Annotated in this window: 11 protein-coding genes; 10 read left to right on the top strand and 1 reads right to left on the bottom strand. The window is 42.4% G+C overall.

Going from position 1 to position 15,179, the window contains the following annotated elements; genetic code table 11:
- Positions 1-15: 15 nt before the first annotated feature.
- The 9 genes from RUMAL_RS12150 (at position 16) to RUMAL_RS12110 (ending at position 12,353) form a co-directional block, all read left to right on the top strand.
- Positions 16-207: a hypothetical protein gene (locus RUMAL_RS12150; protein ID WP_013499016.1), complete on the top strand. Its 192-nt coding sequence runs from the start codon at positions 16-18 to the stop codon at positions 205-207.
- Between the two features lie 183 nt (positions 208-390).
- Entirely contained in the window at positions 391-2,427 is a 2,037-nt protein-coding gene (gene recG, locus RUMAL_RS12145) for an ATP-dependent DNA helicase RecG (protein WP_013499015.1), read from the top strand.
- A 75-nt stretch (positions 2,428-2,502) separates the two neighbouring features.
- Entirely contained in the window at positions 2,503-3,111 is a 609-nt protein-coding gene (locus RUMAL_RS12140) for a V-type ATP synthase subunit I domain-containing protein (RefSeq protein ID WP_193384649.1), read from the top strand.
- 300 nt (positions 3,112-3,411) lie between these two features.
- A complete protein-coding gene (locus tag RUMAL_RS12135; protein WP_013499013.1) occupies positions 3,412-4,608 on the top strand; it encodes a type II secretion system F family protein in 1,197 nt (398 codons plus the stop codon).
- A gap of 95 nt (positions 4,609-4,703) precedes the next feature.
- Positions 4,704-6,197: a pilus assembly protein PilM gene (gene pilM, locus RUMAL_RS12130; RefSeq protein WP_013499012.1), complete on the top strand. Its 1,494-nt coding sequence runs from the start codon at positions 4,704-4,706 to the stop codon at positions 6,195-6,197.
- Positions 6,198-6,199: 2 nt separating this feature from the next.
- Positions 6,200-6,997 carry a hypothetical protein gene (locus RUMAL_RS12125; RefSeq protein WP_013499011.1) on the top strand — a complete coding sequence of 266 codons (798 nt, stop codon included), beginning with the start codon at positions 6,200-6,202 and terminating at the stop codon, positions 6,995-6,997.
- Positions 6,998-7,121: 124 nt separating this feature from the next.
- Positions 7,122-9,554 carry a hypothetical protein gene (locus RUMAL_RS12120; RefSeq protein WP_013499010.1) on the top strand — a complete coding sequence of 811 codons (2,433 nt, stop codon included), beginning with the start codon at positions 7,122-7,124 and terminating at the stop codon, positions 9,552-9,554.
- 21 nt (positions 9,555-9,575) lie between these two features.
- On the top strand, positions 9,576-10,337 hold the full coding sequence (locus tag RUMAL_RS12115) for a type IV pilus modification PilV family protein (protein WP_013499009.1): 762 nt from the start codon (positions 9,576-9,578) through the stop codon (positions 10,335-10,337).
- A 12-nt stretch (positions 10,338-10,349) separates the two neighbouring features.
- Positions 10,350-12,353, top strand: coding sequence for a PilW family protein (locus RUMAL_RS12110; protein ID WP_013499008.1), 2,004 nt, complete (start codon positions 10,350-10,352; stop codon positions 12,351-12,353).
- Between the two features lie 149 nt (positions 12,354-12,502).
- Here RUMAL_RS12110 and RUMAL_RS12105 read toward each other — a convergent pair whose 3' ends face one another.
- Positions 12,503-13,336 (bottom strand): prepilin peptidase, encoded by an 834-nt coding sequence (locus RUMAL_RS12105; RefSeq protein ID WP_013499007.1) that lies wholly within the window; start codon positions 13,334-13,336, stop codon positions 12,503-12,505.
- Positions 13,337-13,491: 155 nt separating this feature from the next.
- Between RUMAL_RS12105 and RUMAL_RS12100 the strand changes: the two genes are divergently transcribed.
- On the top strand, positions 13,492-15,168 hold the full coding sequence (locus RUMAL_RS12100) for a GspE/PulE family protein (RefSeq protein WP_013499006.1): 1,677 nt from the start codon (positions 13,492-13,494) through the stop codon (positions 15,166-15,168).
- The last annotated feature ends 11 nt before the right edge of the window (positions 15,169-15,179 follow it).

Raw genomic sequence — 15,179 nt, 5'->3', positions numbered from 1 at the left:
GAGGTGGTTGCTATTATGTGGAAGATACAAAAGGGACATGAGTATGTGACAAAGACTTTCCGCTTGCCTGTTGAGCAGGTCAACGAACTCGACAAACTAGCCTACGAAAACAACCTGTCGCTCAATCAGCTGGTGATACAGTGCCTGAATTTCGCACTGGAGAATCTCGATAAGGGCGAAAACAACGAAAAAACAGAAAACGATTGAAAACAGCTTTTCGGTCTTTTCCCGGGAAATATTAGTTCCTGAGAAAAAACAAAAGCTGTTTTCTTTTTTTTAAGAATATTACGGTTTGGTGACATTTTACAAAATTATATCAGCATGGTATTGCAATTTTTAGGGGAATGTGTTATACTAGGGTAGGAAGATGTGTTAAGGCGGTGAAATTATATGCTCAGTGAACTGGCAAAGCCCGTGATGTACCTATCGGGGGTAGGCCCGAAAAAAAGCGAGCTTTACGAAAAACTGGGTGTGAAAACGGTCTATGATCTTCTGTACCATTTCCCGAGATACTATATCGACCTCAATGAGCCGCAGGCTGTCCGTGATGCGCCACTGAATGAACAGGTGGTGCTGAAAGGCAGGGTGGTGCGCAAGCTCCCCGAGGGAAATATCAGGCGCGGGCTTACGGTATACAAAGCCATAGTCACCGATGATACCGCCGATATCACCATAGTCATCTACAATGCAGGTTTCATGTTCAAGGCGCTGGAAGTCGGGCATGAGTATTACCTTGTCGGCAAGCTGACGGGCAATATGTTAAGGCGTGAGATCAACTCGCCGCAGATATACCCCGTTGCAGGTACCGATCCAGTTCAGCCCGTCTATCGTCTGACCGAGGGGCTGACACAGAAGCAGCTGAGGCAGAATGTTCACACCGCGCTTGGTGCGCTGGATGGCTCTATCTATGAACCGCTGCCGAATGATGTGGTGCGTGAGCAGGGACTATGTTCGTTGAGCTATGCTTTGCAGAACGTCCATTACCCTACTGATATGCACACGCTGGAGCTGGCAAAAAGCAGGCTGGTCTTTGATGAACTGCTTACACTGGCACTTGGTATGCTGATGATGAAGAACCGAAGCCGTGATAATACAGGCTGTCAGATGAATGATGAGAGTGTGGATGAGTACTTCTCGGCACTGCCTTTTGAACTGACCGCAGGACAGAAAAGTGCTATAAATGACTGCATTGAAGATATGCGCAAGCCTTTTCCCATGAACCGTCTGATTCAGGGTGATGTGGGATCCGGTAAAACGGCAGTCGCGGCAGGTGCTGCATACTTCGCCTATAAAAACGGCTGTCAGACGGCACTTATGGCTCCTACGGAGATACTGGCAGGTCAGCATTATGATACGCTGAAAGCTTTCCTTGAACCGCTTGGTGTCAAGGTGGTACTCTTGACGGGTTCACTTACACCGAAAAAAAAGGAAAAGATCAAGGCAGAAATCGCGGCGGGTGAATATAATGTTATTGTAGGTACCCATGCGCTTGTTCAGGCAAGCACTGAATTCAAACGGCTTGGACTTGTCATAACTGATGAACAGCACCGTTTCGGTGTTGAACAGAGGGCTATGCTGGCAGGCAAGGGAGATCATCCCCATAAGCTGGTAATGTCTGCAACGCCTATACCGCGTACTCTGGCACTTATGATCTACGGAGACCTTGACATCTCGGTACTGAAAGAACTGCCTAAAGGCAGACAGCCGGTGGAGACCTACGCTGTTACCGGGAAACTGAGGGAACGCGCTTTCGGGTATGTTAAACAGTATCTTGAAGAGGGAAGACAGGCGTATATCGTCTGCCCGATGATCGAGGAAAGCGATAGTGATCTTCGTGACGTTAAAAGCTACGCCAAGGAGATATCAGAGGGTGCTTTCAGCGGATACCGTGTGGGACTTCTTCATGGCAGACTGTCAGCCGAAAGCAAAGAAAAGGTCATGAAGAAATTTAAAGCTCATGAACTTGACATACTCGTTTCCACAACTGTAGTAGAGGTTGGTGTTGACGTACCTAATGCTGCAGTGATGGTGATAGAGAATTCTGACAGATTCGGACTTTCACAGCTTCACCAGCTGAGAGGGCGCGTTGGCAGAGGAGAACACAAATCGGTATGCATACTGATAACCGACAATCCAACCGAGGAAGTCGTACAGAGGCTTAAAATACTGTCCTCCTGCCATGACGGATTTGAGATATCACAGCAGGATCTGAAGCTACGCGGTCCCGGTGATTTCTTCGGCAGCAGACAGCATGGTCTGCCGAAGATGAAGATCGCTGATATGTCACAGGACATGGATGTACTGGTCAGGGCACAGGAAACTGCCAAGCAGATACTCTGTAAAGATACTCACCTTGACAAAGGTGAAAACAGAGGTCTGAGGGAACTGGTGGAAAGGCTTTTTGAGCAGGAAACTGCAAATGACTGATTTTGTATATTTTACATAAAGAAATGTGATAATAATGTGATCTATCAAGAAATTCTACTTTACAGAAGGAGGGGCATGATGGGCAGCGAAAATTTTGATTGGCTGAGATTTGTGGTGGTATACACTGCCGCAAGACTGGGTCTGCTGCTGGCACTTGTGGTGTTCGGAGCGTTTGCCGGATCTGTACTCTTTCCGGCACTTGCGACTTTCCTACCTTATTCTATGATAGGTGTCAAGAACTTTCTTACACAGCCTGATGTCAAGTCGGCAATAGGTACACTTATGATATGTCTGTTTCTTGTATGGGTGTTTTTTGATGATGGAAGGAAGCATACAGCCTATGAGGAATGGAGCCTTGCAACTATACTTGGTGTTCTGATACTTGTTGGTATGCTATACTTTATTCCTGCAATATTTCGGGACTCTTTCAATGCCGAGGGCAAAGGGGATATCTTTTATAAGGTACTCTATTACCCTGCGGGATGGGTGATAAAGATGCTGGATGACAACTACCTTGTGGGTGTCATGGGTTCGATACTGGTCATGCTGGGAACGGCATTTGCGGCTTATGTAATGTCATACAAGCTCTATGTGAAAAAACACCCTGTTCTCCTTGCATCCGGCAGCCGCAGAATGATGCAGACCGTCAGCGATGATGCGGATATTACAGATGATGAAAGCTGATGATATGCTCCCTGTAATGTATCGGAACAAATGAGTACAAAAAAATTCTCTGCATAGTTTGAGAATTTGTTAAAAGGTTAAATAATGCATCTTTTTAGTGAGAGTTGACTAAAAATATCATTATTATTTTGTGAATAAAATTGCAAAAAAATCGGTATTTTGACTTGTAAAAAAATCAAAAAAATGATATAATGATAAAAATATGTTTTGTGGTTTTATGCCTTGTTGTGTTTTTAATGCACTGCTGAGTCAGACGGCATGAGCTGTGAAGCATTAAAATGGTGGAGGTGTATCTACAATATGAAAAATTATAGCTACGTCGCTAAGGATACCACGGGTAAGACCATTAAAGGTACCTACGAGGCTGACAGCGAGCAGGAACTGCTTGAAAAGATCTATGAGCAGGGTCTGTTCTGTGTAAGCTATAGTGAAGCTCTGGGCGGAGGAAGGAAAACTGCTCACAGATTCAACACGGCTGAACTGGCGTATTGCTGCCGACAGCTGTCGGCAATGATGTCGTCGGGACTGACGATTGTCAAGGCGCTCGATATCCTTTATAAAGAGGAAGAAAACAAGGGCGCAAAGGAAGTCTGGAAACAGGTTTATGAGGAAGTTCAGAAGGGCGAAAGCTTTTCGGGTGCGCTGGATGCTAAGCGAGGCTGTTTCCCTGATTTCTTCATATCTATGGTAGACGCAGGCGAGATATCAGGTTCGCTTGATATCACCATGAAAAGGCTTCAGGAGTATTATGCAAACACAAACAAGCTGAACAATAAGGTCAAGGGTGCAATGATCTATCCTTGCGTACTGCTTGTACTGGTCATCGCGGTTGTTATACTGATGAGCGTAAAGATCCTGCCTATATTCAGGAGTATGATGCCTGAAGAAAAGATGAACGTGCTCCAGAAAGCACTGTTCGGATTCAGTGACTTCGTCATCAATAAGTGGTATGCTCTTCTGATAGGTGTTGTTGTAGTGATCGGCGTTATCGTGTATGCACTGAAGGTCGAATCGGTAAGGCTGAAATTCGATCAGGCAAAGTTGAAAATGCCGCTTATCGGACCTCTTATGGTAAAGATAGCAGAAGGTCGTTTCTCGAGAACTCTTTCTTCTCTTTACTCCAGCGGTATACCGATGGTAGACTGCCTTGAGAGATCTTCGAGGATACTTAACAATACTTACATCGATAAGATGTTCGTTCAGGTCGTAGACGAAGTAAAGCAGGGTTCTCCTGTATCTACTGCTCTTTCAAAGACAGAGATATTTGAAGGTATGTTCTGCTCGATCATCTACGTTGGTGAAGAGTCCGGTGCGCTGGATGATATTCTTGAAAAGACTGCGGACTTCTACGAAGAAGAAGCCGATTCCGCTGTAACTCGACTGGTAGGACTGATGGAACCTTTGATGATCATCGTTCTCGGTGTCGGCATCGGTCTTGTGCTTGCTGCTGTATTCCCAATGCTCTATGGTGGTATCGCAGAAATGGAAAAGGAATAATATGCGCAGAGGCTCTAAGCCTCTCGTATATGACCGCCGTAAGTATGAAACGGCGTATAGATCATAAAAATTTTTATATTGAGGTGAAGGAATAAATGCTATCATTCGATTTTTCTGATAGGCAGATCAATATCGTAAAAGGTGATAACACAGCAAGCAGGATCCGAATCGATAATTCGGCAACTGTTCAGGTACCCGGTGACATGATCGTTAACGGTGAAGTTATCCAGCTTTCAGGTCTGTCAGAGCTGCTGCTCACAACGCTGAGATCAGAGCAGATGATGGACAGGGACGCAGTTGTAACATTCTCGTCCAGCAGTATTGTATTTAAGGAACTTATCGTACCTAAGGCTAAGGGCAGTGAATTCCTGCAGATGGTACAGAATCATATGAGTCAGGAAATGGGTATCTCCAATGAGTATTCCATTTCATATACAGTAGTAGGTGAAGCAGGTGAGCAGAATCCAGGCTCACTGAAGGTACTGGCTACTGCCTGCCCCAGCTCCATAGTTGAAGGCTTCAAAAAGCTCTTCGCTGTAATGAACATAAACCTCAGATCAGTAAATATCAGCTGCAATTCTATTTCAAGAATCGTTCTGAGCGATAAGTCCAATGCTGATAAGATGCCTCTGCTGGTGTGCCAGCTGGATAATAACTTCCTGGGTCTGACACTGTTTGAAAACGGACAGATGGCATTCGCAAGATACGTACCGATCTCACCCGATGAGTACGATGCTGATGACTACGTTCTGGAAGCTCTGAACGAGAATATATTCAGAATGGAGCAGTTCAACAAGGCAAGAGGCGGTAACGGTCTGTCAAACGTTATCCTTTACGGCTTTATCGAGGATTACAAGAAGATCGTTGATGCACTGGATGGTTTGGATATCAGAGCTTCCGTTCTGGGAACACCTTCTCAGATAACAGGCTATGAGAACTTCGAGTTCACCGTATTTGCAAACGCTATCGGTGCTCTGTACAGAAGAAACAAGCAGACAGAAAGGATCAATCTCCTTGAAGTTGATCACTCCAATAATAAGGATTCTTCTGCAGGTCTGAGCTCGATGCTGACTACAGCAGGTATCCTGTCTGCTGCTTCTGCTATACTTATCGCAGCGATCACCGGTTTCATCGCTGTTCAGGTAAAGAATGTTGATAATGAAAAAGCTGGGATCGATGCTGAGATAAAGGAAGAAGAAAAGACCAAGGCTGCTAACCAGATACTTCATAACAGACTGGAACTTATAAACAAGTATAAGAACTTTGTTCAAACAGTTCAGCTGGATATCGACACTCTCCCTGTAATGAAGAAAGAAAAGGTCGATAAGATACAGGAAGTGATCGAAAAGGATAAGATCACATACGGTGGTATGACTTATGACCTTGACAATGGTTCGATAGTTATTTCTCAGTTAACTGTAGAAGAGCAGGAAAAAGCACAGGATGTGCCCAAAAAGTTCGTTGATGATCTTAAGAAACTTGATTTTGTTGCAGAGGTCGTATATAGCGGCTATACGGGAACAGGCAAAAAAGACAATCCTGTTGTTATTAATGATATTACTGTTATTTTAGAGAAAGAGGGTGAGTGACGATGAAGCTTAATTACCGCGATAGGATCGTACTTACAATAGTTATCGTAGTTCTTGTTTGGGTTGCAGGTGTAATGCTGTTTATAAAACCCAAAATAGAAAGTCTTCAGGATTCACAGGCTGCACTTGATGATGCAAAGGCTACACTTGCCGATCTGAAGGAGAGAAATAAGGCTGATAAGGACCTCAAAAAAAGGATTCAAGATGCTTATTTAGAGGTTAATAAAATGACTGAAAGCTTCTATTCTGTGCAGGCAAATCAGCACGCTTCTCAGGAGGTCGATAACCTGCTTGAAACGGCTAAGATCGAAAACCTTGATATGTCAGTTTCAGCTTATACTCCTTATACTATCCAGCCTTATGAGTATGTAAGCACTAAAGCAGTAACTGAGATTGATACAACGGTACAGGATTATATAAATCAGTCTGAGCCTATAACACCTGATACTGCTGATGCAGAGGCAGGCGCAAAGGGTGAAGCTGTTGCAGCTCCTGCTATAATAGGCAGCTATGAGGTTTCATTCTCTTACAAGGGCAAGATAGATGATGTTGAGAAGTTCTGTAATGATCTTCAGAATTCAACTAAAGCGAAGTCTATGAAGACAATGATCGTTAAGAACGTTGACTTTATGTTCTCTGCTGAGACCGATAAGGACGGTAAGACCGTAACCGAAGATGTTGTTAATGAGAAGACCGGTGATAAGTCAACAAAGCCAAAGGTATCCGATACCGATGTTGAGGGCAACATGACCCTTATAATGATGGTAGTAGAAAAGCTGCCGGATTATAATGATAAGTAATGTTTATAGCGTTTGGTGGGCGGAATATTCCGCCTGCCAAATCGTGCTATAAAAAATGATTAAAATTTTTATTTTGATCATTACACACAAAGTCGGGAAACCAAAAGAATGAAAGGTGGTAATTATGAAAACCAAATTCACGTCACAACGCAAGGGCGCTGTGCTGATGACCGTAACTGTTGTATCGGTTATGATGATGGTCATTATTGCAGCTGCCACCTCGTTGGTAAATCATACCAACGTGAGAACAAACATTGAGTACCGAAAAAAACAAGCGTACTATGTTGCATCATCATGTCTGCGTGCTTTTGTTGCAGAAACGACAGGCTATACAGATTCAACCTACACTAGTGCCGAGATCCAGGCAAAGCTCGATCTGATAAGACATATTGCAGATGAAAATCGATTTGTCAACGTTGAGATTGATAAAATGGATAAAGGCAGTCCTACTCCAATTAGTAAAGTTGAACCCAGATGGAGCAATGCCAAGTGTCAACTCAAGGTGGAAAGGATCAATGATAATTCTGTAAAAGTGATATCTACAGCGACCTACCTTGGCCAGGAAAAGACAGCTGTAGCATATCTCTCAGCACAGACAATGCGTAAGAGCCAGTATACTCCTAAGGCACTTGAGATAATCGGTACTGATGGTGGTAATCCATCAAAAGGTTATTTTGAAAATATCGTAGTATATGGTTCTACAGGTGCAACAGATAAAGATTCGCACGACAATAATACACTGTACAAATTTGACAATAATCAAAATGAACTTTATGGTGATGTTGATATCAATGGTTCATTGGTTATACAGAATCATAACTATTTTAAGAGTAATCCCTATTACTGTCAGGGCGAAGACGATAGTAAGGGCTGTGTCCTTAATGTTACGAGATCATTAATTATATCCAATAATGAACCCGAATTTTCACCTGATTTTGAAAAAACTGCAAGTGATAATAATGATGCCCGAGTTTCACCATATAATTACAACTACGTTAACGTAGGTGAAGCACTGGTATATACTGCTAATAATGGTGGATGTTTCGGTAAGGATGATACTCATCAGGTAGATATTTATACGAACCTGCTGTATATCGGTAAAGCAGACGATATGCAGACAGGAATGATGAATGCTATAAAGGGTTCCAATACTGATCCTGATTTCAATAAAAAGGCTTATCAATTCGGCAGTGGTAATGGTGCCGGTTTTAAGGTGTATGGAAATGTGTATACTTTTAAAGATCTTACTAATGGCACCGATTCGTTTAACGGTGATGTTGTAGTAAATACTACTATGGATATTAATGGTGAGCTGTATGTTGGCGGTGATCTGTATATAACGCATTCGACTGGTAATATTAATTGTAAAAAAATCCACATGCAGAAAGGTAATTATATTTTTGAAAACCAGGACAGATTTGTGGATGCATCAGGTAAGCCCACTCGTAGCGGAACTGGTACACAGCCGGCAACTGTTTGCGGTATCTCTGTAACTTATGATGATGATTGGACCGGTGAAATCAGAGCTCAGAGACCGGAATTTCCTACGATAAATGATAATACTAATCCTCCTTACTATTACTTCCCTGAGCACCTGCTTTGTGAACCAGGTTATAGTGAAACTGTTTCAACTATCTATAATCAGTATAGGGATATGTATAAAGCAGACCGCAAAACTTTAGATATTGATAATGTAAAAAATGCAACTAGTTTTGGAACTGATGGCACTGTTTATACCAGTAATACCGGTACGGGCTCATTCAAGCCTGATCATATAGTTACCGATGATTGCTATATTGATTACCTTGAAAATACTAATATACTTATCGACCTTGATCAGCTGCCTGCAGGGAAAAAGAACCTGGTGGTTATCCTCAAGGACGGAGGTAAAACAGTTAACGAAAATGTTATCCTTGTTAAGAACTCAACAAACCCTGAATCTGATGATGCTAAGTTCTGCTACTTTGTAAGTGATTCAGGTTTTGGTGATACAAAAGATGATTATGCTATGAGTGGTCATGATAAAAATACGATATCTACCTACGATCATTCTTCATTCAATAAGAATCCCAAATTTACATTTGGTGGTTCAAAAAATCTTGTTATGGATTTTGATACATTCTGTAATGTTGACTGCATGGGCCGTAACGGAGCAACAAGTGGTGATAAGGCCGCTAATACTACAAAGAATCAAATTAATAATGGCTTTGATATGGCTCCAAACAACATCATCTTTCTGTTTACTGAAGGAAGCGAACTTATAGTAGATCAGGCAACGACACTTATACAAGCTAGTATGTATATGCCGAGAGCAACTTATACCAATACAAATCAGGGCGGTCAGTGTAAGGTAGCAATTAATAATTCAACTTCTCGTATGCAGTGTCTTAATATTATCGGCAATATCGTTTGTAAACATTACAATACAAAAACCGGTAATAATAATGCCATTGTTTACAACCAGCTTTCATCAAAGTCGATGCTTGCTTACGTAAAGGGTTCCGGAGAAGAAAAGGCAGAAAAGAGCTTTATGCTCGATTACTATGATAATCATTAATGCAGGAGGGAGGTCATAATTATGAAAACTAATAAAAAAGGTATGACACTTGTCGAATGCATTATTGCAATGGGTGTATTTGCAGTTGCTACTACGGGATTTGTTATGGCTGCGAGCGCTTCTATGCGTTCGCAGGCAAAGTCCGCAAGCAGAATGACAAAGACAAATTCTCAGTCGACCAATCTTGAGCATTTCTCGTCTTATGCAAGCGTTCTTGATCCTGAGTATTCAAATGTTCGTCCCATGACAAATGGTACTAACCAGTGGAGAATATCTTTTCCATTTACGTCTGCAACTGTTGTTAATGATCATGTTTTCGGCTATAATGCAAAGCTCGATAATACTGACCCTGACGGTGTATTTGATCTTTCATTCTTTTCATCTGCTGAACAGTTAAGCCTTGAAGAAAATGAATACTGGGTAACGCTGTATAACTATGATACAGTACAGCATGAATGGACAGCTGAACTTAATTCTACAGATTTCACATTCTTTAATAATGCACATGTTGATAACGGACAGCAATCGACCCCATCGCATCTCTGGGCACCTAATGGTGGTTATATGAAATTTGGTGTCAAGCGACATAATTCCGGTGCTAGTATGAATGGTTGTCTGAAAATCACAGGTGATGGCCTTCCTCAAGAGGGTGTAAATATCGATCTTGATTCGATGGGATTGCCTAATACAAAAGACAATATGCGCTATATCTACTTTGATGGATCCGGTTTCAAAACCCCTGAGCAATTCGATAGTGATCCTGCTGAAGTTGCAGAAGAATAAGGGGGTGCTGATATGAAGAAAGTGAATAAAAAAGGTTTTACCCTCATTGAACTTATTATCGTTGCGACGATTATGGTAATGGTAATGGGTGCTATACTTAATTTTATCAGACCTGTGAATAAGTTCTATGAGAGAACACAAGCAATGGACGATACTAATGATATCGGTTCTATTCTTATGGATAACGTGGATGACGAACTGAGATATGCGACCAATGTTGTTGTACTTCAGGATTATAAGGGCGTTCCCCAGTTAATCGATGGATTTCTTGTTGATTCAACAAGTAAGCCGTTTGTTACTGCAAAGCTGACAGATGTTCTTATAATCGATAATAATGCTATCAGAGGTTCTCAGTTAGCTGGATATGATGCGCAGGGTACTGTTGCTCACAGAAAGGGCGCTAAGGGTTGTATACTGAGAGCTAGGATTAATGATGCCGGTATCGATATAGACAAGATGGGCATCCTTCGTTCAGAAGATCTTTACAATGATTACGGCTGTAAGTTTGATGCTTCTATGAAAACTCTTGATAATGGTAAGAGCAAGTGCCTGACCCTTGATATCGAGCTCATGCGTCCCAGTCGTGAAGGTCTTAGTTATGAATTTAAAAAGGTAGTCTACAACCAGAGTCGTGATTTTGAGCTTGTTAACATCAATCTGGATGAAGCATCACAAAAAAATATGAAGGGATATTTCTATAGCAGTCGTGATAATGCTCTTAACCCTATAGATTATAATAATCTTGTCCAGTCATCTAATGTTGGTTCCTTAGGTTCAAATCATCTCGATGAAACTGGAACATATACCTATATCCTTTACACAAGGGAAAAACCGTCGAGTGAAAAAGTACAAATACTATTAAAAAATAGTGAGACTAAGGCTCTTTTAGATACGCAAACTATTTCTTCCGGTTCTTCTATCTCTGATAGTATATATAATAGTTGGATGGATATTGGTAAAAAAAATCAGAAAATGGACTACGCTACTAATACATTCCTACATTTTAATGGTATAAGTTCAGAGAATAACGAGCCTATCGATTATTACAGATCAGCACCCATATCTAACAAACTGGTTTTCTATTGTAATTATACTTCTGAGGTTTTAAATAAGCCGACAGGCCAATTTCTTTTCAGAGATAGATTTGATGATCATCATATAGATCATACAGGTCAAACCCCACCATACTGGGAAGATACGGCGGACTTCTATTCTGAAGCTGATGGATTTACCGGTACAGTAGATTTTCACCGTGGAAATGGTGATGATCCTAAAGTAGGTGCGTATAAGTTTATAGGTTGGAATACTAAGCCGGATGCTACAGGTGCTCCATCGGGAGATCCTGATCCTAAAGCAGTTGCTGCAGATATAAAAGCAGGCTGGTTCGTATCAGGAGCAAAGTATACTTCTGTTGACACATACTACGCTATCTATGAACAGAAAGACATTGTTGCATTTAATGTTGCAGGTTTTAGTAGTACTACAAGTATTACAATAGTTGATGGTTATACCAGTGATGATTATAAGAATGATAGTAGATTCCAACAATTAATTCAGGAAGCAAAGGACAATGCACCTGCTGGTCAGGTATTTGAGAATCTTCATGTATTTGATGCTGCTGATAAAGATCTTGGTGTCTTTGGTTCGGATCCGAATATTTTTGAAAAATATTCGAAAGGTGGATTCACCATCAAACCTATTTACAAAGAATGCGCTTATGAAGGTACTTATGAAGTAACTATTACCATCGAGGATATCAATCCTTGGTACAATTCATTAGCAATTCAGGGATCTCCTGCTCATTTCGTACTGTGCGAAGAGGATGGTACTACAGAGATCGTTTCTGAAACCGCTGAAAATTATAAGCAGATTGTTAACGTATTTTCACCTGGTCAGGTTTTGAAACTGTACATTTATGATAATGCATCAGTAAGTGTTTCTTTCAATAATTCTTCCGTTACTGTTAACGATAATTGTGCGTGCGTTTATGATGGAAATTCATTGAGAGTAAATTAAACCAAAACAAATTCACAAGCGGCTGAATTCAGCCGCTTGCTGAAAAGATCTCCGCAGTGTTTCTGCGGAGACCTTTTGAGCAAATGTGACAGGCTCCTAAAAAAGGGCAAAAAAATACCGCTGAATAACTCAGCGGATATTTTTGATTATCAGAGCACCTTCGCGATGACCATTGCGGCTTCCGATAGTGTTTCATCAAGCCCCGTGAACTTTACGTAGAAATCAGCTATCTGATCACCGTAAAGTGCAGCGACCGCGATTCCTATTGCAAGATAGGGTCCGAAAGCAAATACGGAGCTTCCGTTTGAGTGCTTGATTATCAGGCCGCATACGGAACCTGTTATAAGGGCTATCAGCATAGCGATGACTACATTCGGTGTTCCCAGGAAGAGTCCTGCGGCTGCCATAAGGTAAACATCACCCATGCCCATAGCTTTTTCATGGCTCGCAAGTGAGATCACAAGCAGCGGTATGCTTATCACCAGTGCACCAACAATCATCTTGGTGAGTGTGTAGTTGCATTCCTGGCGGCAGAATATGTACTTAGGTATTGACAGCGCACCTATGAATATTACCACCCATGTATTTATAAGCTGTGTATCCCAGTCCATGAAGAATACTACTATCAGCGCAGAGGTCATCAGCGCGACGATGGAAGCGTACAGCGGATGAGATACCACATCAAAATGCAGGAAGATAATTAGGTAGCAGATGCCGTTCAGCAGCTCGACTACGGTGTATCTCGGAGAGATCCTGGCACCGCAGGCGTGACATTTACCTCTCAGCAGACACCAGCTGACAACCGGTATAAGATCACGTTTTCTAATAGGTGTGCCGCAGGTCATGCAGTGGGAATTGCTTTTGATAAGGCTTTCACCCAGCGGCAGACGGTAAATGCATACGTTAAGGAAGCTGCCTATACATATTCCGAAGATAAAAACAAACGCGTATACTATTATAAGATACAGTGTTTCGGTATTCACCTTTGATCTCCTCCTTTCTTAAAGAATTGATATGCATTCGCATTTCATATATATATTTTAACACAATTCTACATGAATTACAAGAGGTATTAAGAATTTAAGAATTTATTCAAAATTTTATTTATCCGCTGAGGGCGGAGGTTAGGAGCGTATCTATGAGAAACGGACCAATCGGACAATATTTGCTTGAAAAGAACTTGCTGACCGAAGAGGAGCTTAACGCTGTCCTTGAAAGGCAAAAAACGGAAAAGGACAAGAAGTTCGGTGATCTCGTCGTTGAGATGAAGCTTGTCAGCGATGTTGATTTTGCTAAAACTCTGGCGGAGAGAATGAACATTGAGTTCATCGACCTTGACAACACTGTGCTGAACGCTGATGTTGTAAGGCTCATACCCGAAGCCAAGTCCAGGGCATCAGGCGTTATAGCTGTAAGGAAGATAGGCAGACGTCTTATGGTCGCAACAAGCGATCCTATGAACCTGTACATATTTGAAGATCTGAGAATGGTCACAGGCTGTAACATCACACCTCAGCTGGCTACCAAGGGCGCTATCAACAGAGCGATCGGTAAGATGTACTCTGAGGGTACTGCAGCAAAGGTGGCTGAGGAAGCTAAGCAGCAGAAGGAAGAGGAGACCATTGATCTCAATGATATCGACCTCAGTTCTGATACCGTTGATAACGCTCCTATCGTTAAGCTGGCAACTGCCATAGTTGAACAGGCTTACCGTCAGGGCGCAACCGATATACATATCGAGCCCTTCAAGAATAATACCAAGATCAGAGTCCGTATCAACAGTGACCTGGTTCCCCTTATGGATGACCTTGATGCAAGGATCCATGTATCGCTTGTAACAAGATTCAAGATCCTTTCAGGTATGAACATAGCTGAGAAGCGTATACCTCAGGACGGACGTATGTCACAGGTCATCGACGGTACTACCGTTGACCTCCGTGTATCCAATCTTCCTATGGTATATGGTGAGAAAGTCGTTCTCCGTATCCTCGCCGGTGACAGCTCTGTAAGACGTATTCAGGATCTGGGTATGACAGACTATAACTATAAGAGATTCGTTTCCTGTCTGAAGGTTCCTCAGGGCGTGGTACTGGTTACAGGACCTACCGGTTCAGGTAAGTCTACCACACTTTATGCGGCGCTTGGTGAGATCGCTAAGCCGAACCTCAATGTTATCACCGTCGAAGACCCTGTCGAGAAGAAGATAGCAAACATCAATCAGTGTCAGATAAATGAAAAGGCAGGCATGACCTTTGCGGCAGCTCTGCGTTCTATCCTTCGTCAGGATCCTGATATCATAATGATCGGTGAGATGCGTGATACCGAGACAGCTGAGATCGGTATCAGAGCCGCTATCACGGGACACCTTGTGCTGTCCACACTTCATACCAACGATGCTGCTTCCACTGTTACAAGACTTGTGGATATGGGCGTTGATGCATACATGGTTGCTACATCGCTTATCGGCGTTGTTGCGCAGCGACTTGCTAAGGTCGTTTGTCCTAACTGCCGTGAAAGCTATATGTCCTCAGAAGAGGATAATGAGCTTATGGGCATTACCGAGTCTGTACCCGTATACAAGCCTGTTGGCTGTGTAAAGTGTACAAGAGGTTACGTTGGACGTACAGCTATCCATGAGATACTTCTGGCTACCCCGAAGATGAAAGAGATCATCGCTGCAGGTGCCAAGAGTGAGCAGATACAGGAACTCGCCAAGGAAGAAGGCTGCCGTCTGCTGCGTGACAACGTTTCTGAGCTTGTTCAGCAGGGAAGAACTACTATGGACGAGCTGGTACGTGTTACCTACGCTGTATAAATTAGTTGAGC

Origin of the sequence: Ruminococcus albus 7 = DSM 20455 (assembly GCF_000179635.2) — a bacterium.
Taxonomy (GTDB): domain Bacteria; phylum Bacillota; class Clostridia; order Oscillospirales; family Ruminococcaceae; genus Hominimerdicola; species Hominimerdicola alba.
Note: the sequence above shows the minus strand (reverse complement) of the source record. Positions and strands in the feature narration are given on the sequence as shown.

What these genes read in the sequence shown, in the direction of transcription:
- RUMAL_RS12150 (WP_013499016.1), top strand. Translation starts at nt 16, where the DNA reads ATGTGGAAGATACAAAAGGGACATGAGTATGTGACAAAGACTTTCCGC.
- recG (WP_013499015.1), top strand. Translation starts at nt 391, where the DNA reads ATGCTCAGTGAACTGGCAAAGCCCGTGATGTACCTATCGGGGGTAGGC.
- RUMAL_RS12140 (WP_193384649.1), top strand. Translation starts at nt 2,503, where the DNA reads ATGATGGGCAGCGAAAATTTTGATTGGCTGAGATTTGTGGTGGTATAC.
- RUMAL_RS12135 (WP_013499013.1), top strand. Translation starts at nt 3,412, where the DNA reads ATGAAAAATTATAGCTACGTCGCTAAGGATACCACGGGTAAGACCATT.
- pilM (WP_013499012.1), top strand. Translation starts at nt 4,704, where the DNA reads ATGCTATCATTCGATTTTTCTGATAGGCAGATCAATATCGTAAAAGGT.
- RUMAL_RS12125 (WP_013499011.1), top strand. Translation starts at nt 6,200, where the DNA reads ATGAAGCTTAATTACCGCGATAGGATCGTACTTACAATAGTTATCGTA.
- RUMAL_RS12120 (WP_013499010.1), top strand. Translation starts at nt 7,122, where the DNA reads ATGAAAACCAAATTCACGTCACAACGCAAGGGCGCTGTGCTGATGACC.
- RUMAL_RS12115 (WP_013499009.1), top strand. Translation starts at nt 9,576, where the DNA reads ATGAAAACTAATAAAAAAGGTATGACACTTGTCGAATGCATTATTGCA.
- RUMAL_RS12110 (WP_013499008.1), top strand. Translation starts at nt 10,350, where the DNA reads ATGAAGAAAGTGAATAAAAAAGGTTTTACCCTCATTGAACTTATTATC.
- RUMAL_RS12100 (WP_013499006.1), top strand. Translation starts at nt 13,492, where the DNA reads ATGAGAAACGGACCAATCGGACAATATTTGCTTGAAAAGAACTTGCTG.